The organism is Microbacterium sp. NPDC057407 (assembly GCF_042803895.1).
Classification (GTDB): Bacteria; Actinomycetota; Actinomycetes; order Actinomycetales; family Microbacteriaceae; genus Microbacterium.
On sequence record NZ_JBHVCA010000002.1, the window covers coordinates 148524 to 170915 of the forward strand.

General features: G+C 69.6%; 19 protein-coding genes. All 19 read left to right on the forward strand.

The window, feature by feature from the left end; all coding sequences use genetic code 11:
- The 19 genes from ACFUTX_RS05540 to nrdR all read left to right on the forward strand — a co-directional run bounded on the left by ACFUTX_RS05540 (window position 1) and on the right by nrdR (window position 22381).
- Entirely contained in the window at window positions 1-1785 is a 1785-nt protein-coding gene (locus ACFUTX_RS05540) for a peptidoglycan D,D-transpeptidase FtsI family protein (protein WP_378861277.1), read from the forward strand.
- Between the two features lie 25 nt (window positions 1786-1810).
- Window positions 1811-3229, forward strand: a complete 1419-nt coding sequence (gene murF / locus ACFUTX_RS05545) for a UDP-N-acetylmuramoyl-tripeptide--D-alanyl-D-alanine ligase (protein ID WP_378861279.1) — start codon at window positions 1811-1813, stop codon at window positions 3227-3229.
- Window positions 3226-4338 carry a phospho-N-acetylmuramoyl-pentapeptide-transferase gene (gene mraY, locus ACFUTX_RS05550; RefSeq protein ID WP_378861281.1) on the forward strand — a complete coding sequence of 371 codons (1113 nt, stop codon included), beginning with the start codon at window positions 3226-3228 and terminating at the stop codon, window positions 4336-4338. The genes murF and mraY overlap by 4 nt, the downstream gene beginning before the upstream one ends.
- Window positions 4335-5888, forward strand: coding sequence for a UDP-N-acetylmuramoyl-L-alanine--D-glutamate ligase (murD, locus tag ACFUTX_RS05555; RefSeq protein ID WP_378861283.1), 1554 nt, complete (start codon window positions 4335-4337; stop codon window positions 5886-5888). The genes mraY and murD overlap by 4 nt, the downstream gene beginning before the upstream one ends.
- Window positions 5839-7110 (forward strand): putative lipid II flippase FtsW, encoded by a 1272-nt coding sequence (ftsW, locus tag ACFUTX_RS05560; protein WP_378861285.1) that lies wholly within the window; start codon window positions 5839-5841, stop codon window positions 7108-7110. The genes murD and ftsW overlap by 50 nt, the downstream gene beginning before the upstream one ends.
- 60 nt (window positions 7111-7170) lie before the next feature.
- Window positions 7171-8277: an undecaprenyldiphospho-muramoylpentapeptide beta-N-acetylglucosaminyltransferase gene (murG, locus tag ACFUTX_RS05565; protein ID WP_378861287.1), complete on the forward strand. Its 1107-nt coding sequence runs from the start codon at window positions 7171-7173 to the stop codon at window positions 8275-8277.
- A gap of 91 nt (window positions 8278-8368) precedes the next feature.
- Complete coding sequence (gene murC / locus ACFUTX_RS05570) at window positions 8369-9784, forward strand: UDP-N-acetylmuramate--L-alanine ligase (RefSeq protein WP_378861289.1); 1416 nt, start codon at window positions 8369-8371, stop codon at window positions 9782-9784.
- Between the two features lie 6 nt (window positions 9785-9790).
- Window positions 9791-10756 carry an FtsQ-type POTRA domain-containing protein gene (locus ACFUTX_RS05575; RefSeq protein ID WP_378861291.1) on the forward strand — a complete coding sequence of 322 codons (966 nt, stop codon included), beginning with the start codon at window positions 9791-9793 and terminating at the stop codon, window positions 10754-10756.
- 168 nt (window positions 10757-10924) lie between these two features.
- Complete coding sequence (gene ftsZ / locus ACFUTX_RS05580; RefSeq protein ID WP_378861293.1) at window positions 10925-12064, forward strand: cell division protein FtsZ; 1140 nt, start codon at window positions 10925-10927, stop codon at window positions 12062-12064.
- 34 nt (window positions 12065-12098) lie between these two features.
- On the forward strand, window positions 12099-12800 hold the full coding sequence (locus tag ACFUTX_RS05585; protein ID WP_378861295.1) for a YggS family pyridoxal phosphate-dependent enzyme: 702 nt from the start codon (window positions 12099-12101) through the stop codon (window positions 12798-12800).
- 32 nt (window positions 12801-12832) lie between these two features.
- Window positions 12833-13294 carry a cell division protein SepF gene (locus ACFUTX_RS05590; RefSeq protein ID WP_378861297.1) on the forward strand — a complete coding sequence of 154 codons (462 nt, stop codon included), beginning with the start codon at window positions 12833-12835 and terminating at the stop codon, window positions 13292-13294.
- A 9-nt stretch (window positions 13295-13303) separates the two neighbouring features.
- On the forward strand, window positions 13304-13603 hold the full coding sequence (locus ACFUTX_RS05595; protein ID WP_378861299.1) for a YggT family protein: 300 nt from the start codon (window positions 13304-13306) through the stop codon (window positions 13601-13603).
- Window positions 13604-13737: 134 nt separating this feature from the next.
- Entirely contained in the window at window positions 13738-14331 is a 594-nt protein-coding gene (locus ACFUTX_RS05600) for a DivIVA domain-containing protein (RefSeq protein WP_378861301.1), read from the forward strand.
- 9 nt (window positions 14332-14340) lie between these two features.
- Window positions 14341-14946, forward strand: a complete 606-nt coding sequence (gene lspA, locus ACFUTX_RS05605; RefSeq protein ID WP_378861303.1) for a signal peptidase II — start codon at window positions 14341-14343, stop codon at window positions 14944-14946.
- Window position 14947: 1 nt separating this feature from the next.
- The gene (locus ACFUTX_RS05610) at window positions 14948-15868 is read left to right on the forward strand and encodes an RluA family pseudouridine synthase (protein ID WP_378861305.1); all 921 of its coding nucleotides are present in this window, start codon (window positions 14948-14950) and stop codon (window positions 15866-15868) included.
- A 163-nt stretch (window positions 15869-16031) separates the two neighbouring features.
- Window positions 16032-19502: a DNA polymerase III subunit alpha gene (dnaE, locus tag ACFUTX_RS05615; RefSeq protein ID WP_378862841.1), complete on the forward strand. Its 3471-nt coding sequence runs from the start codon at window positions 16032-16034 to the stop codon at window positions 19500-19502.
- Window positions 19503-19585: 83 nt separating this feature from the next.
- The gene (locus ACFUTX_RS05620; protein WP_378861307.1) at window positions 19586-20554 is read left to right on the forward strand and encodes a hypothetical protein; all 969 of its coding nucleotides are present in this window, start codon (window positions 19586-19588) and stop codon (window positions 20552-20554) included.
- Window positions 20555-20559: 5 nt separating this feature from the next.
- Window positions 20560-21861, forward strand: coding sequence for a histidinol dehydrogenase (hisD, locus tag ACFUTX_RS05625; protein WP_378861309.1), 1302 nt, complete (start codon window positions 20560-20562; stop codon window positions 21859-21861).
- A 31-nt stretch (window positions 21862-21892) separates the two neighbouring features.
- Window positions 21893-22381 carry a transcriptional regulator NrdR gene (nrdR, locus tag ACFUTX_RS05630; RefSeq protein WP_378861311.1) on the forward strand — a complete coding sequence of 163 codons (489 nt, stop codon included), beginning with the start codon at window positions 21893-21895 and terminating at the stop codon, window positions 22379-22381.
- Window positions 22382-22392 lie beyond the last annotated feature (11 nt).

The following is a 22392-nucleotide window of genomic DNA, read 5'->3' on the forward strand; positions in this document are numbered from 1 at the left end:
ATGACGACTCGCAGCACCCGAAGCCCGCGGCGTCGCACGGTCGTCGCCCTCGCCGTCGTCCTCGCCGTCCTGGGGGCGTTCATCGTCCGCCTCGTCGACATCCAGGTGGTCAACGCCGACGAGCACGTCGCCGACTCGATGGAGCGCGCGCTCGCTGGCGGGCAGGTGCTGCACGGCTCGCGCGGATCGATCGTGGATGCGTCGGGCCAGACGCTGGCCGGAAGCATCCTGCGCTACGACTGCCAGCTCGACCCGAAGGTGATCAGGCAGATCGACGAGGACATCGCCGCAGAGAAGTCGTCCGCCGATCCGTGGTCGACGGTGTCGGTGTCCATCGCGACGATCACCGGCCAGAAGGTCGACGACGTGCGGGCCATCGTGTCCGACAAACTGGCGGAGGACCCGAATTCGCAGTACGCCGAGCTGAAGAAGGGACTGAGTACCGCGCAGTACCGCGCGCTCATGGCGCTGGGCGTTCCCTACGTCGCCTGCCCGCCGAACCCGGCCCGCGCCTACCCCGACGGCGCCGTCGCGGGCAACCTCGTCGGATTCGTCGGGGTCGACGGCGACGCGCTCGAGGGTCTCGAGCGCTCGTACGACAGCTGCCTGCGGGCGACGGACGGCAAGCTGGTGTACCAGAAGGGGAAGGACGGCGTCGTCATCCCGGGCACCCAGCGCGAGCAGCCCGCGGTCGACGGCGGCACGCTGCAGCTGACGATCAACCGCGATCTGCAGTGGTACCTGCAGCAGTTGATCGGCGAGCAGGTGCAGGACATGCGCGCCGAGCGCGGCGCCATCCTGGTCGTCGAGACGTCGACCGGCAAGATCCGCGCGGCAGCCGAGTACCCGACCGTCGACCCGAACGCGCCCGGCGGGGAGGGTGAGAATGTCCGCGGCAGTCGCATCTTCGAGGGCACGTTCGAGCCGGGCTCGACCTTCAAGGCCCTCACCGCGGCCACCGTGATCGACGCGGGCGGCCAGACACCGGCATCCACCGTCATCGCCTCCAGTCTCGAGAACTTCCCCGGCGGTGCGCGCGTGCGCGACTCGTTCGCCCACCCCGCCTACCTCTACACGCTGACCGGCGTGCTCATCGACTCTTCGAACGCGGGTATCTCGAAGTTCAGCGAGACGGTGCCGGCGGGGACGCGCTACGACTACCTGGAGCGGTTCGGGATCGGCGCCGGCTCGTCCGTCGCATTCCCGGGCGAGGCCGCGGGCGACATCCACCCCGTGTCGGAGTGGGGCGCGCAGACGACCTACAACACCTCGTTCGGACAGGGCCTCACCACGACCATGCCGGAGCTCGCAGGCGCCTACACCGCGATCGCGAACGACGGGGTCCGGATGCCGCTGTCGCTGGTCGAATCGTGCACCAAGGCCGACGGGACCGTGGTCGAGCCCGACCTGCCGGAGCCCACACGGGTCGTGAGCGAGAGCACATCGGCTCAGATGAAGAAGATGCTCGAGAACGTCTTCCTCCAGGCGCCCTATGCGAGCGCCGTCGAGATCCCCGGGTACCGCCTGGCGGGCAAGACCGGAACGGGTGAGAAGAGCGACGGGAACGGCGGCTACAAGGCCGGCGTGTACTACACGACGATGGTGGGATTCGCCCCCGCGGACGACCCCCAGTACCTCGTCGTCGTCACGCTCGACGAGCCCAAAAAGGTAACATCGTCTGCGGCCAACGCGACCGCGTTCCAGAAGGCCATGACGCAGGTCCTCAAGACCTATCGCGTCATGCCCTCGACGACGGCGCCGGAGCTGTTGCCCAAGTTCGGGTGACATTCCCGAACCGGCCGGAGAACACATGATCCCCCTCACTCTCTCCCAGCTCGCCGATGCCGTCGGAGGCGAGCTGGTGCTCGCCGGCGTCGACTCCGCCGACTCCGTGGTGTCCGGTGCCGTCGACACGGACTCCCGTCTGATCGGTCCCGGAGGGATCTTCGTCGCGAAACCCGGCGCCGAGACCGACGGGCACCTGTTCGTCGATGCCGCGATCGACAACGGGGCGGCTGCGGCCATCGTCGAGCGCGTCGTGGTGACGCGGCGGCCCCTGACGCAGATCGTCGTGCCGGACGCCGTCCAGGCGCTGGCGGACCTGGCCCGCGACGTCGTCGCCCGCGTCCGCTCCGCGGGACGCCTGCGCATCGTGGGGATCACCGGCTCCAACGGCAAGACGACGACGAAGAACCTGCTGGCCCGCGTGCTCGAGGACGAGGGCGAGACCGTCGCGCCGAAGGCATCCTTCAACAACGAGGTCGGGGCGCCGCTGACGATGCTGCGGGTGACGCACACGACGCGGTTCCTGGTGAGCGAGTTCGGCGCCAGCGCACCCGGGGCGATCGAGCGCCTGGCCGGCCTCGTGAATCCCGACATCGGCGTCGTGCTGATGGTCGGTCTTGCGCACGCGGGCGGATTCGGCGGAATCGAGGCGACGTTCGCGGCCAAGTCCGAGCTCGTGCGGGCCGTCCGACCCGGTGGACTGGCCGTCTTGAACGCCGACGATGCGCGGGTGTCCGCGATGGCACCGATCGCCGCCGAGGGCGGCGTGTCGGTGCGGTGGTTCGGTCGCGGCGCGGGGGCCGAGGTGCGGGCCGATGACGTCGTCGTGAGCGCCCGGGGAACCAGCTGCGTCGTGACCGCCGACGGCGTGTCGGCGCCGTTGCGGTTGCGGGTCCTGGGGGAGCACCACGTGATGAACGCCCTCGCGGCGATCGCCGCGGCCACCGCTCTGGGCGTGTCGTTGGCGGACTGCGTGGCGCGTCTGGAGACCGTCGAGCTCGCGGAGCGGTGGCGCATGCAGCCGCTGGGCTCCGACCGCGTTCGGATCATCAACGACGCGTACAACGCGAGCCCCGACTCGATGGCGGCCGCGCTGCGCACGCTCGCCCAGATCACGGCACCCGACGAGCGCACCGTCGCCGTGCTCGGCGCGATGAGCGAACTCGGCGAGCAATCCGACGAAGAGCATGACCGGGTCGGGCTCCTCGCCGTTCGCCTGGGCATCAAGCGGATCGTCGTGGTGGGACCGGACGCGCGCCGGATGTATCTCGAGGCGGTCGCGCAGGGCTCGTGGGATGCCGAAGCGGTGTTCTTCGAGACGGCCGACGCGGCGTACGACTACCTCATGACCGAGCTTCGCGACGGCGACCGGGTGCTGGTGAAGTCGTCGAACTCGGCGGGCCTCCGGTTCCTCGGCGATCGTCTGGGAGAATCGTTCTCGTGAGATCCCTCCTGACCGCAGCGGCGATCTCGCTGGCCTTCACGCTGTTCCTCACCCCCGTCTTCCTCCGGCTCTTCCGCAAGTGGGGATGGGGTCAGGTGATCCGCACCCCCGAGAACATCCACAACCCCAGCCACGGCGCCAAGCGGGGCACGCCCACGATGGGCGGCACGATCTTCATCGCCGGCACGATCGTCGGCTACCTCGTCGGCGCGTTCACCGGCAACAACCCGCCCACCGTGTCGGGCCTGCTGGTGCTGTGGATGATGGTCGGGTTCGGCGTCGTCGGCTTCATCGACGACTACATGAAGGTGCGCAGTCAGCGCAGCCTCGGCCTGAGCGGGTGGCGCAAGATCGTGGGGCAGATCATCGTCGTCGTGCCGTTCTCGATCCTCGCGCTCAACTTCCCCAACACGTGGGAGGAGACGCCCGCGTCTCCCTATATCTCGATCTTCCGCGACGTGCCGGTGCTGTCGTTCATGGCGCTCGGCCCGATCCTCGGGTGGCTGCTGTATCTGGCGTGGACGGCGCTCATCGGCGTCGGGTACTCCAACGGCGTGAATCTCACAGACGGGCTCGACGGCCTCGCCGCCGGGGCGGGCATCTTCGTCACGGGTGCCTACAGCCTCATCGCGTTCTGGCAGTTCAACCAGGCCTGCTGGGGCGGCGAAGGGCTCTCTCCGAGCGCGATCTCCGCCTGCTACCCGACACCGAACCCGTTCGATCTGGCGATCGTGTCCGCCTCGTTCGTCGGGGCTCTCGTCGGCTTCCTGTGGTGGCAGGCGCCGAAGGCCGAGGTGTTCATGGGAGACGTCGGCTCGATGGCCATCGGCGGTGTCATCGCGGCGATGGCGATCCTCACCCGCACCGAGCTTCTCTCGCTCCTCGTCGCCGGCGTCTTCATCATCGCGCCCGGCTCGGTGATCCTGCAGCGCATGTACTTCAAGGCGACGCGCGGCAAGCGGCTCTTCCTCATGAGCCCCTTCCACCATCACCTCGAGATGCGCGGCTGGCCGGAGGTGAAGATCACGGTCCGCATGTGGATCATCGCCGGCCTGCTCGCCGTGTCGGGCATCGGGTTCTTCTACGTCGAATGGCTGTCGCAGACATGACGTCCGATCGCCTGGACTCCCTGACCAGCTGGCATGCCGATTGGAAGGGCCTGAGGGTCGCCGTGCTCGGGCTCTCCGTGACCGGCTTCTCCGTGGCCGACACCCTCGCCGAGCTCGGCGCCGATGTGCTCGTGGTGACCGAGAGCGCCGACGAGGAGTACGCGCGCCTGCTGCCGGTGATCGGGGCACGGCTGTGGACGGGTGCCCTCGAATCGGTGCCGGCGGACCTCGTCGACTTCTCGCCCGACGTCGTCATCGCCTCGCCGGGCTTCGCGCCGCAGCATCCGGTCGTCCGCTGGGCTCTCGAGCACGACATCGCGCTGTGGGGCGACGTCGAGCTCGCCTGGCGCGTGCGCGACAAGGTCGTGCGCCCGGACGGCACACCGGCCGACTGGCTGCTCATCACGGGGACGAACGGCAAGACCACGACCACCCGGCTCGCCGCGACGATGCTCGCGGCGGGGGGACTGCGCGCGGCCCCCGTCGGCAACATCGGCACACCGGTGCTCGACGCCGTCCGCGACCCCGGCGGATTCGACGCCCTCGTCGTCGAACTGTCCAGCCACCAGCTCTGGTACCTCGGCTTGCAGTCCGGACCCGATCCGGTGTCTCCCCACGCCGCGGTCTGCCTCAACCTGGCCGACGACCACCTCGAGTGGCACGGCTCCTTCCAGGCGTACCGCGACGCGAAGGCGCACGTCTACGACAACACGCGGGTGGCCTGCGTGTACAACAAAGCGGATGCCGCGACCCGCGCCATGGTCGAGGACGCCGACGTCGTCGAGGGCGCGCGTGCGGTCGGATTCGATCTGGGGGTTCCGGGCCCCAGCGACCTCGGCGTCGTCGACGGCATCCTCGTGGACCGGGCCTTCCTCGACGACCGGCGCACGAGTGCGCTGGAGCTGACGACCGTGGCCGAGCTCGCCGACCTCGGTCTGTCCGCCCCCCACATCGCCGCGAACATCCTCGCCGCCGCGGCGCTCGCCCGTTCGCTGGAGGTCGCACCCGCCGACATCCGCGAGGCGCTCCGGTCGTTCCGGCTCGACCCGCACCGCATCGAGGTCGTCGCACGTCACCGCGGCGTGACCTGGGTCGACGATTCGAAGGCGACGAACCCGCACGCGGCGGCGTCGTCGCTCACCGCGTATCCCGGTGCCGTCTGGGTCGTGGGCGGTCTGCTCAAGGGAGTCGACATCTCCGATCTCGTGGCCGACCGGGGATCGCGCGCGAAGGCCGCGATCGTGATCGGCCTCGACCGCGCGGAGGTCGTCGCGGCGTTCTCGCGACACGCGCCGGGGGTGCCCGTCTTCGAGGTGGACGCCGTTCAGACTGAGGACGTCATGGCACGCGTCGTCGAACTGGCGGCGGAGATCGCCCGTGACGGGGACGTGGTTCTGCTCGCCCCGGCTGCGGCGTCGTTCGATCAGTTCGCGTCGTACGCCGACCGCGGGCGGCGTTTCGCCGCCGCGGTGAGGGAACGGATCGGAACGGGGGCCGAGGGTGACGACGCTGCAGCCGCGGACCCGACCGAAGGCGACGACGCCGGCTGAACCGGCGCCGGCGCGCGGACTCGCCGCTCGCGTGTCGCTGGGGCGGGTGTTCGCTCCCGTGCCGAGCGAGTTCCTCCTCATCGCCTCGATGGCGCTGCTGCTCACGGTCTTCGGGCTCGTGATGATCCTTTCGGCGACCTCTGCCACGGCCACCGCACGCGGTGAGGCTCCCTGGGAGATCGTGCTCAAACAGGGCCTCTTCGCCGTCCTGGGCGTTCCGCTGATGTTCGTCGCCAGCCGGCTGCCGCTGACGTTCTGGAAGAAGATCGCCTGGCCGGCGCTCATCTTCGCGGTCGGATTCCAGCTCCTCGTCTTCACGCCGCTCGGCCACAGCGCCGACGGCAACCGGAACTGGATCACGATCGCCGGGTTCCAGGCGCAGCCGTCGGAGTTCCTGAAGCTGGCGCTGGCGCTCTGGGTCGCCCTCGTGCTCTTCCGCAAGCAGAACCTGCTGAGCAAATGGCAGCACGTGTTCATCCCCCTCGTGCCGGTGGCGGGCCTCGCCATCGCGACCGTCATGGCGGGCAAGGATCTCGGCACCGCCATGATCCTGGTGCTCGTCGTGCTCGGAGCGCTGTTCTTCTCGGGCGTGAAGCTGCGACTGTTCATCCTGCCGGCGATCGCCGCGGCGGGCGTGGTCGCCTTCTACGCCGTGACGAGCCCCGACCGCATGCGGCGCTTCATGAGCTTCCTCAACCCGAACTGCCTCGACGACTACTTCAACGACTGCTACCAGCCGCTGCACGGCATCTGGGGGCTGGCCAGCGGCGGCGTCTTCGGCCTGGGCCTGGGCAACTCCCGCGAGAAGTACGACTGGCTTCCCGCTGCCGCCAACGACTACATCTTCGCCATCGTCGGCGAAGAACTCGGTCTCATCGGGTGCGCGGTCGTGCTCGCGCTGTTCGCGCTGTTCGCCGTCGGAGCCTTCCACGTGATCCGCAAGACCGACGACCCTTTCGTGCGCATCGCCGCCGGTGGAATCACGATCTGGATCGTGGGCCAGGCGCTCGTGAACGTCGGAGTCGTGCTGCGGGTGTTCCCCGTGCTCGGTGTGCCGCTTCCGTTCATGTCGCAGGGCGGGACGTCGCTTCTGTCCGTCCTGGTCGCGTCGGGCGTGCTGCTGTCGTTCGCCCGCACGCTGCCCGAGGCCGTCGCCCGGCGGCAGGCGGCGATCGATCTGGCGGCCGCGCGGCGCCGGGCCGCGGCATCCCGCACCCGCTGACGGCGCCGAGTCGTCGGGCGAAGGAGAGGCTCACGCGGGCGGTGCGGATAGGCTCGGTGGGTGACGACGTACCTTCTCGCCGGCGGCGGCACCGCCGGTCACGTCAACCCGCTCCTGGCCGTCGCCGACGCGCTGCGCGGCCGCGAGCCGGGCGCCCAGGTGCTCGTGCTCGGTACGCGCGAGGGACTCGAGGCGAGATTGGTCCCCGAGCGGGGGTACGAGCTGCTGTTCGTCGACAAGGTGCCGTTCCCGCGACGGCCCAACCGTGCGGCGGCGGCGTTCCCCGCGAAGTTCTCACGGGCGATCGCCCAGGTGAGAGCCCACCTCGCCGAGCGCGGTGTGGACGTCGTCGTCGGTTTCGGAGGGTACGCGTCGGCGCCCGCGTACGTCGCGGCGCGGCGGGCTCGGGTTCCCTTCGTCGTGCACGAGGCGAACGCTCGGCCCGGGCTCGCGAACGTGCTCGGCGCGCGCACCGCGGCCAGGGTCGGCGTGGCGTTCGAGGGGACTCCGCTGAAGCGGTCGACTGTCGTCGGCATGCCCCTGCGACGCGAGATCGTCGATCTCGACCGGACGGCGCACCGCGCCGAGGCGGCGGCGCACTTCGGGCTCGACCCCGACCGTCCCGTCCTGCTCGTGTTCGGCGGATCTCTCGGTGCACAGCGACTCAACGAGGCGTTCGGCGACGGCCATGGCGCGGCGTGGCGAGACGTCCTCGCTGCCGGCTGGCAGCTGCTGCACGTGACGGGGGAGCGATCCGACCTGGCCGACCCGGGGCATCCGGGGTACGCGGTGCGGCGGTACGTCGATCGGATGGACCTGGCGTTCGCCCTCGCTGACCTCATCGTCTCGCGCGCCGGCGCGGCCACGGTGAGCGAGATCAGTGCGCTCGGCATCCCGGCGGTGTACGTGCCCTACGCGGTCGGCAACGGCGAGCAGGCGCTCAACGCGTCTTCGGCGGTGCGCGCCGGCGCCGCGATCCTCATCCCCGACGCCGACCTGACGGGGGAGCGGGTGCGGTCCGAGATCGTGCCGCTGCTGGCCGACGAAGCGCGACGCGCCCGGATGACGGATGCCGCGGCATCCGTCGGCACCCGGAACGGCACCGAGAACGTGCTGGCCCTCATCGACGAGGCGCGGGGGCGGTCACGGGAGACACCGTCCGGTTGACGATCCCCGCGGCCCGCCCGGATACGGGGATCCGCGCTTGCGAGCGCGCCGGAGCCCGCCGCGGAGTCCGCCAACTTAGGATTGACGGGTCATGATCAGACCCGACCTCACCCTCCCTATCCCCGAGCACATCGAGTCCGCCCACTTCATCGGCATCGGCGGCTCCGGCATGTCGGGGCTGGCGCGCATGTTCCTCGCGCGGGGGATCCGGGTGTCGGGTTCCGACCGCGCCGACAGCAAGGCGCTGCGCGAGCTGGCCGCGCTGGGAGCCACGGTGCATGTCGGCCACGACGCCGCGCACCTCGGCGACGACGTCGACACCGTCGTGCACACCGGCGCCATCTGGGCCGAGAACCCCGAGTTCGTCCTCGCCAAGGAGCGCGGGCTGCACGTCATCCACCGTTCTCAGGCCCTGCACTGGCTCATCGGCGGGCGGCGGCTGGTCTCCGTCGCGGGGGCGCACGGCAAGACCACGTCCACCGGGATGATCGTGACGGCGCTGCGCGACCTCGGCGCCGATCCGACGTTCGTCAACGGCGGGGTCATCGCCCAGCTCGGGGTCTCGAGCGGCACCGGCTCCGACGAGCTCTTCGTCATCGAGGCGGACGAGTCCGACGGCACGTTCCTGCTGTACGACACGGCTGTGGCCCTCATCACCAACGTCGACCCGGACCACCTCGACCACTGGGGCTCGCACGAGGCGTTCTACGACGCCTTCGCCCGCTTCGGCAACGACGCGAGCGAAGCCGTGGTCATCTCCTCCGACGATGAGGGCGCGCGCCGCGTCACGGCGAGTCTCACGCACCCGCGCGTGGTCACGTTCGGGCAGTCCCCCGACGCGACCGTCCGCGTCCACGACATCCGCACCGACGGTCCCGTCTCCTTCGCGATCACGCACGGCGACCAGACCGTCGATGCGCGGCTGCCCGTGCCGGGTGCGCACAACGCCGTCAACGCGGCGGGAGCGATCGCGGTGCTCCTCGTCCTCGGCTTCGAACTGAGCGCGGCCGTGCGTGCCGTCGAGGGCTTCGCGGGCACCGCGCGACGCTTCGAGCTGCACGGAACCGAGCGGGGCGTGAGCGTCTACGACGACTACGCCCACCATCCCACCGAGGTGGCGGCCGCTCTGTCGGCTGCACGCACGGTCGTGGGAGAGGGGCGCATCATCGCCCTGCATCAGCCGCACACCTACTCCCGGACGCAGCAGATGTTCCGCGAGTTCGCCGAGGTGCTCGAGACCCACGCCGACCACACGGTGGTGCTCGACGTCTACGGCGCCCGGGAAGACCCGGTGCCGGGTGTCACCGGTCAGCTGGTGAGCGAGGCCTTCGCCGATCCGGCGCACGTCCACTTCGTGGCGGACTGGCAAGCGGCGGCGGACTACACCGCTTCGGTGGCTCAGGACGGCGACTTCGTCATCACCCTCGGTTGCGGCAACGTGAACCTGATCATCCCGCAGGTCCTCGACGCGCTGCAGGGCCCGAGCGCGTCGCACGCGGGGGAGTGACAACCGGTGCGCCGGCCGTCGCCGCTGCCGCCGCCAGCGCGGGAGCAGTCGAAGCCCGCGACCGCGGGTCGTGCCGACCGGCGCGTTGTCGCAGAGGCCGATGCCGCGCGCGCTGACGACGGGGAGCCGGATGCCACCGCCCCCGTGATCCCGCTGGGCGCCGCAACCCCGACCGCCGGGGCAACCGGCGGCGCAGCAGGCGCTCGGCCGGTGGGCTGGCGCGACGTCTGGGCCGCGCGGCGCGCCCGGCGCAAGGCTCTCCGTGCAGAGGTCCGGCGCTTCACCGCCCGCCAGCGCCGCCGACGGGCGGTGCTCCTGGGCGCCGCCGGAGCGGTGCTGCTGCTGGCGCTCGGCACCCTGGGTGCCGCGTACAGCCCTCTCTTCGCCGTCGAGACCATCACGGTGGTCGGGGCGCAGCAGCTCGATGACGAGCAGGTCGCGTCGGCGCTTTCGGACCAGCTCGGCACGCCGATGCCGCTCGTGGACGAGAGTGCGGTGAAGGCGGCGCTGGTCGGGTTCCCGCTGGTGGAGTCCTACACCCTCGAGGCACGCCCGCCGCATGAGCTTGTGGTGCGCCTCGTCGAGCGCACGCCGATCGGCGTGATCGACACACGCGCGGGCTTCACCGTCGTCGACGCCGCGGGCGTGGCGCTCGCGACCGCGGCGGCCGCGCCGAGCGGCCTGCCGCTTCTCGACATCCGCGGCGGGGTCGAGTCCGATGCGTTCATCGCGGCCGGGCAGGTGATGCACTCGCTGCCGGACGACATCCGCACCCAGGTCACCGCGGTCTCGGCGACGACGGCGGACGACGTGACCCTCACTCTCGGCGCGACGGGCAGCCGGGTGGTGTGGGGGAGCGCGGAGCAGTCCGCGCAGAAGGCCATGACTCTCGAGATGGCGATGGTCGGCAACCCGCCGCAGTCAGTCTCGGTCTACGACGTGTCGTCCCCTTCCGCCGTCGTGGTGCGCTGACCGCGACGATCCACGGATCTGCGACACGATGTCGCGACACGCCCGCCTCCTTGCGGGCCGGGGTGCGGCATCCGCATACCTTCGATTCAGGAATTGCATACCGGGCAATTCTTTATACCTCTACTAGAGGTTGAAGGTTTAGACAGGTCCAGGGCTACGGAGGCCGGCATGAGCCAGAACCAGAACTACCTCGCCGTCATCAAGGTGGTCGGAGTCGGCGGAGGCGGCGTGAACGCCGTCAACCGGATGATCGAGCTCGGACTCCGCGGAGTCGAGTTCATCGCGGTGAACACCGACGCGCAAGCGCTGCTGATGAGCGATGCCGACGTCAAGCTCGACGTCGGCCGCGAACTCACCCGCGGCCTCGGCGCCGGCGCCGACCCCGAGGTCGGGCGTCGCGCGGCCGAAGACCACGCCGAGGAGATCGAGGAGGCGCTGCGCGGCGCCGACATGGTCTTCGTCACCGCCGGCGAGGGCGGCGGCACGGGCACCGGGGGCGCCCCCGTGGTCGCCAAGATCGCGAAGTCCATCGGAGCGCTCACGATCGGTGTCGTCACCAAGCCCTTCTCGTTCGAGGGGCGCCGCCGGCAGCAGCAGGCGGAGTCCGGCGTCGCACGACTGAAGGAAGAGGTCGACACCCTCATCGTCGTGCCCAACGACCGGCTGCTCGAGATCAGCGATCGCGGCATCTCGATGATCGAGGCGTTCGCCACCGCAGACCAGGTGCTGCTCGCCGGTGTGCAGGGCATCACCGACCTGATCACGACGCCCGGCCTCATCAACCTCGACTTCGCAGACGTCAAGTCCGTCATGCAGGGCGCAGGGTCCGCGCTCATGGGCATCGGCTCCGCGCGCGGCGCCGATCGCGCCATCAAGGCGGCCGAGCTCGCCGTCGAGTCGCCGCTGCTCGAGGCCTCCATCGAGGGCGCCCATGGCGTGCTGCTCTCGATCCAGGGCGGATCGAACCTCGGCATCTTCGAGATCAACGACGCGGCCCAGCTCGTCAAAGAAGCGGCCCACCCCGAGGCGAACATCATCTTCGGAACGGTCATCGACGACACGCTCGGCGACGAGGTGCGCGTCACCGTCATCGCGGCGGGCTTCGACGGCGGCGAGCCGCAGACCCGGATCGAGCCGATCACGGCGTCTCGCGTAGTCACCGCGCCCGCTGTTCCGGCGCTCTCCGCCGACGAAGCCGCGAAGGACCACGAGCCGGAGCCCGTCTCCGTCAGCGCCGCCCTCCCGGAGTCGTCCTTCGACTCCGCGTTCGGCGACGACGACCTCGACATCCCCGACTTCCTCAAGTAAGCCCGCCGCGGGGCTCAGGAGCGCACCTGTGTCAATGTCTGCTGAGCCCTCCGCGGCGCTGGCCGACCGCCTCGCCGAGGTGGACGGCAGAATCACGGATGCCGTGAGAGCCGCCGGCCGTCGTGGCGACGACGTCACTCGTATCGTCGTCACGAAGTTCCATCCCGCCGACCTGGTCGCCCAGCTTCACGCCCTCGGCGTGCGGGACGTCGGTGAGAATCGGCAGCAGGAATTCACGGCCAAGGTCGACGAGGTGGGTCCGCTGGACGGACTGCGCTGGCACTTCATCGGTCAGGCGCAGACGAACAAGGCACGAGCCATCCGCTCGGCGGCCTCCGCGGTCCACTCCGTCGACCGCGTACGGCTGGCCGAGGCGCTCCACGCCGCGGCTGACGAGGGCGCACCCGTCCTGGACGTGCTCCTCCAGGTGAACCTCACCGAGGATCCCGGGCGCGGCGGTGTGCAGCCCGGCGAACTGGAGGCGCTGGCGGCCCATGCCGCGGGCCTCGACTCGCTCCGCGTGCGGGGCATCATGGCGGTCGCGCCGCTGGACGTCCCGCCCGCGCGCGCCTTCGCGTCCCTGCCGTCCCTGTCGGCGACGGTGCGCGCCGTCGTGCCGGGCGCGACGTGGATCTCCGCCGGTATGACGGCGGACTTCGCCGAAGCCATCGCCGCAGGCGCGACACACCTGCGGATCGGGTCGGCAATCACGGGACCGCGGCCCGACCGCGGTTAACCTCGGAACAGACGAGCACTACGGAGGATGCGATGTCGAACCCGCTCAAGAAGACCATGGTTTACCTGGGCCTCGCCGACGAGGAAGAGGTCTACGAAGAGCCCGCGCCGCAGCCGCGCAGCCGCAAGCCGGAGGCCGTCGTCGAGAAGGCCGCGCCCGTGACGCCGATCCACCGGCCCGCCGTGGTCCGGCAGCCCGCCCCGACGGCGATCAACGAGATCGTCACCGTGCACCCGAAGCAGTACCGCGACGCGCAGGTCATCGCAGAGAACTTCCGCGACGGCATCCCCGTGATCATCAACCTGTCGCAGATGAGCGACGCCGACGCGCGCCGTCTCATCGACTTCGCGAGCGGACTCTCGCTGGGCCTCTACGGACGCATCGAGCGGGTGACGAGCAAGGTCTTCCTGCTGTCGCCCGAGAACGTCGCCGTCTCCGGTGACGGAGCCGTCGCACAGGCGGATCCGGAATCGGTTCCGTTCGCGCAGCCGTAGTCTGGATCCGTGGCCGTCGTCCAAATCATCGCGTCGATTCTCAATCTCGCGCTGCTCCTCTATGTCTTCGTGCTGCTCGCACGGCTGATCATCGACTGGATCCCGTTCTTCAACCGCGAGTGGCGGCCACGGGGAGCGGGGTTGGTCGCCGCCGAGATCGTCTACACCCTCACGGATCCGCCCATCAAGCTCTTCCGGCGCTTCATCCCACCGCTGCGGGTGGGCGCGATCGCCATCGACTTCGGCTTCGCGCTCACGATGCTGCTGTGCTTCATCCTGCTCAGCGTCACGCGCGCCATCGCGAGCTGACGCGGCCGCGTTCACACACCGGAAGAACTTCGACACTCGCTTGAACCCCCGACTATGCTGTCCTGATACGACCAGCCGCCAGCCGGTCGACCCCCGACATCGGCCAGCGACCTGAGCTCGAAAGAGGAATCACCATGGCATTGACCCCTGATGACGTCGTCACCAAGCAGTTCCAGCACGTCCGTTTCAAGGAGGGCTTCGACCCCGACGAGGTCGACGACTTCCTCGACGAGATCGTGGTCGAGTGGCGCAAGGCCCTCGCTGAGAACGAAGAGCTGAAGGCGAAGCTCGCGGCGTACGAGTCCGGCGCAGCGCCCGCCCCCGCCGCTGAGCCGGCGCCTGCGACCCCGGCTCCCGCTCCCGTCGCGGAGACTCCCGCTCCCGCCCCGGCAGAGGCTCCGGGCGCCGCCAGCGCCGGCATCATCGAGCTCGCTCAGCGTCTGCACGACGAGCACGTCGCCGAGGGCCGCGCCCAGCGCGACCAGCTCATCGCCGACGCCAAGGCTCAGGCCGCCTCGATCATCTCCGACGCCGAGACGCGCGGCCGCGAAGAGGTCGCCAAGCTCGAGCGCGAGCGCGCGCAGCTCGAGTCGCGCATCACCGAGCTCCGCAACTTCGAGCGCGACTACCGCTCGCAGCTGCGCAGCTACATCGAGGGTCAGCTCCGCGACCTCGACACGACGGCCACCTCGTCGGGCTCGACGCCGGTCTCGGCCATCGGCCTCTAGGCCGGTCTTTTGTCGGACCGACCTCCCCTTCGCAAGGCGGCGGCCGGCACCATCATCGCGGTTCTCGCGGTGGCGGTGCTGGCCGCCGACCAGTTCACGAAGTACCTCGCACTCCAGAACCTCCCCTACGAGCAGCCGGTCCCCGTGATCGGCGAGTTCCTGATCTTCTACCTCGTCCGCAACCCCGGGGCCGCGTTCTCCCTCGGCGAGGGCGTGACATGGATCTTCACCATCGCGCTGGCCGCCGTGGCGGTCGTGATCGTGTGGCTCGCCGCGACGCGTGTCCGCTCGCGGCTGTGGGCGGTGGCGCTGGGACTCCTCCTCGGCGGCGTCCTCGGCAACCTCACCGACCGCCTGCTGCGCGAACCGGGCTTCCCGGTGGGTCACGTCGTCGACTTCATCAACACGCCCTGGATGATGCCGGCCATCTACAACGTCGCCGACATCTTCATCGTGTCGATGATGATCGCTGTGGCTCTGCTGGTTCTCGTCGGGCTCGGCTTCGACGGCACACGCGAGCGGCGCGCTGCGAACGATGGGGCCGATGACACCGTCACCTCCCGCGAGCCGGGTGGAGATCCGGATGCCGCGACATCCGACTCCCCGAGGGGTTGACGTGGAAGTACGCAGCCTCCCGGTGCCCGACGGGCTCGACGGCGTTCGCGTCGACGCCGCCCTCGCCAAGATGCTCGGGTTCTCGCGCACCTTCGCGGCCGAGGTCGCCGACGCGGGCGGCGTCGCCCAGGACGGCCGGGTGCTCGGGAAGTCCGATCGATTGCGCGGCGGCGCGTGGCTCGAGGTCTCGTGGACGCCGAGGGAAGAGCCTCGCGTCGTTCCGGTCGAGGTTCCCGACCTGGGCATCGTGTACGACGACGACGATATCGTCGTGGTCGACAAGCCGGCCGGAGTCGCCGCCCATCCGTCGGTCGGCTGGAACGGTCCCACCGTGCTGGGCGCCCTGGCCGCCGGCGGATACCGGATCGCGACCACCGGAGCGGCCGAGCGCCAGGGCGTGGTGCACCGGCTCGATGTCGGCACGAGCGGACTGATGGTCGTCGCGAAGACCGAGCGCGCGTACACGGCGCTGAAGCGGGCGTTCAAGGAGCGCGAGGTCGAGAAGATCTACCACGCCGTCGTCCAGGGGCACCCCGATCCGCTCGCCGGCACGATCGACGCCCCGATCGGGCGGCATCCCACGCACTCGTGGAAGTTCGCGGTCACACCGGAGGGCAAGGACTCGGTGACCCACTACGAGACCCTCGAGGCGTTCCCGCGGGCATCCCTCCTCGAGATCCATCTCGAGACAGGACGGACGCACCAGATCCGCGTCCACATGGCCGCCCACCGGCACCCGTGCGTGGGCGACCCGCTGTACGGCTCCGATCCGACCCTCTCGGCCCGCCTCGGGCTGACGAGGCAGTGGCTGCACGCGCGCGAGCTCTCGTTCGCCCATCCGGCCACGGGCGATCAGGTAACCTTCACGTCGGAGTATCCCGACGACCTCGCACACGCGCTGGAGCTGCTCCGCGCCGACTGATCGACCGTCCACCACCTTCACCCTCTCGTTGAGGGTTACGCGAGGTCGGGCACTCGAGCCGCATCGAGCGGCGGGTGCGGGCGAGCGTGTCGATGGCGCTCCGTAGACTCGACTCGTGGCATCCGACTCCTTCGTTCACCTGCACGTGCACAGCGAGTATTCGATGCTCGACGGAGCCGCCCGCATCGGCCCGATGGTCCAGGAGGCGGTGCGTCAGGGCATGCCCGCCATCGCGGTCACCGACCACGGCAACACCTTCGCCGCGTTCGAGTTCTACAAGACCGCAAAAGACGCCGGCATCAAGCCGATCATCGGCATCGAGGCCTATGTCACGCCCGGCACGCACCGGTCCGATAAGGCCCGCGTCCGCTGGGGCAGCCCCGAGCAGAGCGACGACGACGTCTCGGGTGCGGGCGCCTACACGCACATGACGCTGCTCTCCCAGACGACCGAGGGCATGCACAATCTGTTCCGCCTCTCGTCCCTCGCGAGCATGGAGGGCTACTACTTCAAGCCCCGCATGGACCGCGAGCTGCTGCAGAAGTACAGCAAGGGGCTCATCGCGACCACCGGCTGTCCGTCCGGCGAAGTGCAGACCCGCCTTCGCCTCGGCCAGTACGACGCGGCACGGGCCGCGGCCGCAGAGTTCCAGGATCTCTTCGGCAGAGAGAACTACTTCGCCGAGATCATGGACCACGGTCTGCCGATCGAGCGACGCGTGATGGGCGATCTGCTGAAGATCGCGAAAGACCTCGGCATCCCGCTGCTCGCGACGAACGACCTCCACTACACGCACCAGCACGACGCCGGCTCCCACGCCGCTCTGCTGTGCGTCCAGTCCGGCTCCACCCTCGACGACCCCAAGCGGTTCAAGTTCGACGGCGACGGCTACTACGTCAAGACGCCCGCAGAGATGCGGCAGATCTTCCGCGATCATCCCGAGGCGTGCGACAACACGCTCCTCATCGCCGAGCGGTGCGACGTGGAGTTCAACACGAGCGCCAACTACATGCCGAGGTTCCCGGTTCCGGCCGGCGAGACCGAGGAGTCCTGGTTCATCAAAGAGGTCGAGAAGGGCCTGCACGAGCGGTATCCCGGCGGGATCCCCGACGACGTGCGCAAGCAGGCGGAGTACGAGACGGGTGTCATCGCCCAGATGGGATTCCCGGGCTACTTCCTCGTCGTCGCCGACTTCATCAACTGGGCCAAGCGCAACGGCATCCGGGTCGGCCCCGGACGCGGCTCGGGTGCCGGCTCGATGGCGGCGTACGCCATGCGCATCACCGACCTCGACCCGCTTCAGCACGGACTGATCTTCGAGCGATTCCTCAACCCCGACCGCGTCTCCATGCCCGACTTCGACGTCGACTTCGACGATCGGCGTCGCGCGGAGGTCATCCAGTACGTCACCGAGAAGTACGGCGACGAGCGCGTGGCCCAGATCGTCACCTACGGCACGATCAAGGCCAAGCAGGCTCTCAAGGATGCCGGGCGTGTGCTGGGCTTCCCGTTCAGCATGGGGGAGAAGCTCACCAAGGCCATGCCGCCCGCCGTCATGGGCAAGGACATGCCGCTCGAGGGCATGTTCGACAAGGAGCATCCCCGGTTCAAAGAGGCCTCGGAGTTCCGCGCCCTGATCGAGACCGACCCCGAGGCCAAGACGGTCTTCGACACCGCAGTGGGTCTCGAGAACCTGAAGCGTCAGTGGGGCGTGCACGCCGCCGGCGTCATCATGTCGAGCGAGCCGCTGATCGACATCATCCCGATCATGCGCCGCGAGCAGGACGGGCAGATCGTCACGCAGTTCGACTACCCCGCGTGCGAGTCCCTCGGCCTGATCAAGATGGACTTCCTGGGCCTCCGCAACCTGACGATCATCAACGATGCCCTCGACAACATCGAGGCCAACCGCGGTCATCCCCTCGTGCTCGAAGATCTGGGTCTCGATGACGCGGAGTCCTACGAGCTGCTTGCGCGGGGAGACACCCTCGGCGTCTTCCAGCTCGACGGCGGTCCCATGCGGTCGCTGCTGCGGCTGATGAAGCCCGACAACTTCGAAGACATCTCGGCCGTCATCGCGCTGTATCGCCCGGGTCCCATGGGCGCGAACTCCCACATCAACTACGCGCTGCGCAAGAACGGCCAGCAAGAGATCACGCCGATCCACGAGGAGTTCAAGGAGTCCCTCGCCGATATCCTCGACACCAGCTACGGCCTGATCATCTATCAGGAGCAGGTCATGGCGATCGCGCAAAGGGTGGCGGGCTTCAGCCTCGGACAGGCCGACATCCTTCGACGCGCCATGGGCAAGAAGAAGAAGTCCGAGCTCGACAAGCAGTTCGAGGGCTTCCAGGCGGGCATGCACGCGAACGGGTACTCCGACGACGCGGTGCAGAAACTGTGGGAGATCCTCCTCCCGTTCTCCGACTACGCCTTCAACAAGGCGCACTCCGCGGCGTACGGACTGGTGTCGTACTGGACCGCCTACTTGAAGGCGCACTACCCAGCCGAGTACATGGCGGCGCTCCTCACGAGCGTCGGCGACTCGAAAGACAAGATGGCGGTCTACCTCAACGAGTGCCGTCGCATGGGCATCAAGGTGCTGCCGCCCGATGTGGGCCAGTCGATCCGCTACTTCGCGGCCGTGGGTGAAGACATCCGCTTCGGTCTCGGGGCCGTGCGCAACGTCGGCGCGAACGTGGTCGACGGCATCGTCGCGTCGCGGTCCGAGGGCGGGTTCGCGAGCTTCCACGACTTCCTGGCGCGGGTGCCCGCGCACGTCGCGAACAAGCGCACGGTCGAGTCGCTCATCAAGGCCGGGGCGTTCGACTCGCTGGGCTCCACACGGCGCGCTCTCATGGAGATCCACGAAGACGCGACCGAGCAGGCCGTTCTCGACAAACGGCGCGAGGCGAACGGCGAGGTCGGGTTCGACTTCGACTCGTTGTGGGGCGACGACGAGCCGCAGCAGGCTCAGAAGGTGCCCGAGCGGCCGGAGTGGACCAAGAAAGACAAGCTCGCGTTCGAGCGCGAGATGCTCGGCCTCTACGTCTCAGATCACCCGCTGGCGGGTCTCGAGATCCCTTTGGCCAAGCATGCGTCGACCAGCATCCACGACCTGCTCTCGTCCGAAGACGTGAACGACGGCGACCAGGTCACCGTCGCCGGACTCGTGACGAGTGTCCAGCACCGCGTGGCGAAGGCGAGCGGCAACCCGTACGGCATGATCACTGTCGAGGACTTCAACGGCGAGGTCACCGTGATGTTCATGGGCAAGACCTACACCGAGTTCTCGTCCATGCTGGTCGCGGACTCCATCCTCGTGGTGCGCGGGCGAGTGTCGCGCCGCGACGACGGACTGAACCTCCACGCGCAGTCGGCGTTCGCTCCCGACCTCGGGACGACGGATGCCTCGGGCCCTCTGGTGCTCGTCATGCCGGAGCGACGGGCGAACGAGGCGGTGGTGGGGGAGCTCCTCCAGATGCTCCACCGCCACAAGGGCGACACCGAGGTGACGGTGAAGCTCCATGCCGGTTCGGTCGCCAAGGTCTTCGAGGTCCCGCACCCGGTCCGGCTGTCGGCCGACCTCTACGGCGAGCTGAAGGGACTGCTCGGACCGCAGTGCCTGGGATGAGGCCATCTCATTTCCGTCTCATGAGCCGTGAGTAGCATGAAAGACGATGTACACGCCGCCCTGCGCGGCCGGGAAGGAAGATCGTGACCGACGACCAGCTGGACCAGGATTTCGACGCGGAGAAGACCGACGCGCGCGCCGACCGGACCCCGCAGTACGGGGTCGGGCCGTTCTCGATCCGCGAGGTCGCCATCGTCGGCGTGTGGCTCGTCGCGTTCATCGTCTCGTTCTTCTCCATCAACGTGGGGCGCTTCGACTCCGTCTGGACCTCGGGAATCCTGTGGATCCTGACGATCTTCGTGCCGACGGTCGCCGTGTTCCTGCTCGTGCTCCGCCGCCTGTCACCCGAGGGCATCCGCCGGGTGGGCTCGCTGGGGATCGACCAGTTCGCGTCTGTCGCCTTCTCGGTCGCCTTCGTGGTCTGGCTGCAGTTGATCTGGGAGACCGTCGAGATCGCGGTCGAGAACGGGCCTTGGCTACGGACCTGGGTCATCTGGGTCGAGGCCGTCCTCATACTGGCCGGCGTCGTGCTCACCGTCTTCGCACCGCTGATCCCGGTGCTACGCGACGACTTCCGCGATCGCGCCGAGGTGCCGGCTCACCGCAGCGCTCGCCCGATCCGGCCGGTGTCGCCGCGCCCGGCGCGCCCCGCCCGCGCACCCCGGCCGCCCGCCGTCGGGGCCCCCGAGACCGCGACCGGCCCGGCGCCCGTATCGTCGCTCTACGAGACGGCGCCGTTGACCACCCAGCGCGACTCGACCGTCGCGGCCGTCCCGTGGGAGCCCGCTCACTCGCGCGACACGTTCGAGCGCGTCGAGGAGCCGTCCACGACGGTCGAGCCCGCCGCCGAACCGTCGGCGCGCCATCAGGCCTTCTGGGCCCTGGTTCCCGAGGAGCGCGACGTCGTCGACGAGATCGGCATCCCCGTCTTCCGGATCGGCCCGACCGCGTGGGCGCTCGTCATCGAGGATCGCGGCGAGGCGTTCGTCGTGCGTCACGAAGACGGCCGCATCGGGTACCTCCACGACGTCTCCGACGTCACGCGCGGCTGATCCGGATGCTGCGCACCATCGACCTGCGTGGGCAGGTCCTGACTCCTGCCGAGCTTCTCGCGACCGTTCCTCGCGCCGTGGCAGCGCGCGAAGAAGCGCTGAGCACGGCGGCCCGCATCGTGGCCGACGTCGCCTCGCACGGTGAAACGGCGTTGCGCGACCAGGCGGAGCGGTTCGACGGCGTGACCGGGCACGACATCCGGGTTCCGGCGAGCCACCTCGACGAGGCCGTCGCACAGCTCGAACCGGCGGTGCGAGAGGCGCTCGAAGAGGCCATCGCGCGCGTGCGCGAGGCATCCGCGGCCCAGGTGCCGCCTCCGGCAACGACCGACCTCGGACCGGGGGCGCGCGTGACCCAGCGCTGGCAGCCCGTTCGCCGCGTGGGACTGTACGTGCCCGGTGGCAAAGCCGTGTACCCGTCCAGCGTCGTCATGAACGTGGTGCCCGCGCAGGTCGCCGGCGTCGCCGAGATCGTGGTGGCGTCTCCGCCGCAGCGCGAGCACGGCGGGCGGGTCCACCCCGTCATCCTCGGCGCGGCGCGGCTGCTCGGCGTCCAGGAGGTCTACGCGATGGGCGGCGCCGGCGCGATCGGCGCTCTCGCCCACGGTGTGAGCGCGATCGGACTCGAGCCGGTCGACGTGGTGACCGGCCCGGGCAACAATTTCGTCGCGGCGGCCAAGCGTGCCGTCGCCGGACAGGTGGGGACGGATGCCGAGGCCGGCGCCACCGAGATCCTCATCGTCGCCGACGACTCGGCCGACCCCCGCCTGGTCGCCGCCGACCTCATCAGCCAGGCCGAGCACGACGAGCAGGCGTCGGCCGTCCTCGTCACCGACTCGACACGCCTGGCCGAGTCGGTGGCCGACGCCGTCGACGCGCGCGCACGGTCCACACGTCATGCCGCTCGAGTCGCGGCCGCACTGGCCGGGCCGCAATCGGCCATCGTGCTCGTCGATGACATCGCCGCAGCGACGGCCTTCAGCAACGCCTACGCGCCCGAGCACCTCGAACTCCACCTGGCGGAGCCCCGCCCGCAGGACTTCGTCCATGCCGGCGCCGTGTTCGTCGGCCCCGACTCCCCGGTGAGCCTCGGGGACTACCTCGCGGGGAGCAATCACGTCCTTCCGACGGGAGGCCAGGCGCGTTACGCCGCAGGACTCTCGGCCTCGACCTTCCTCCGCCCCCAGCAGGTCATCGAGTACGACCGGACGGCGCTCGAGGCCGTGCGCGACGCGATCATCACGCTCGCCGAGGCCGAAGCGCTCCCGGCGCACGGCGAGGCCGTCGCCGCGCGGTTCGAGGCGTAGCCCCGACGCCGAGGCGTAGTCTGTCCCTGCCATGCACTGTCCTTTCTGCCGCCACCCTGATTCGCGCGTCATCGACTCCCGCACGAGCGACGACGGTCTCAGCATCCGCCGCCGGCGCCAATGCCCCCAGTGCGGCGGGCGCTTCACGACCATCGAGACGGCGAGCCTGAACGTGATCAAGCGCTCGGGGGTGATCGAGCCGTTCAGCCGCGAGAAGGTCATGTCCGGCGTCCGGAAGGCATGCCAGGGGCGGCCCGTCACCGAGGCCGACCTCGCCGTGCTCGCGCAGACCGTCGAAGAGACCGTGCGTCAGACCGGAGCGTCGCAGCTCGACACCAACGAGATCGGCCTGGCGATCCTCGGGCCGCTGAGAGAGCTCGACGAGGTCGCCTACCTGCGGTTCGCGAGCGTCTACCAGGCGTTCGATTCGCTGGAGGACTTCGAGTCGGCGATCGAGCAGCTCCGAGCCGATCATCACCGGCCGGAGCCCGCGGAGGCGGTGGCCGGTCCGGCGGACTGAGCCGCGGCGGG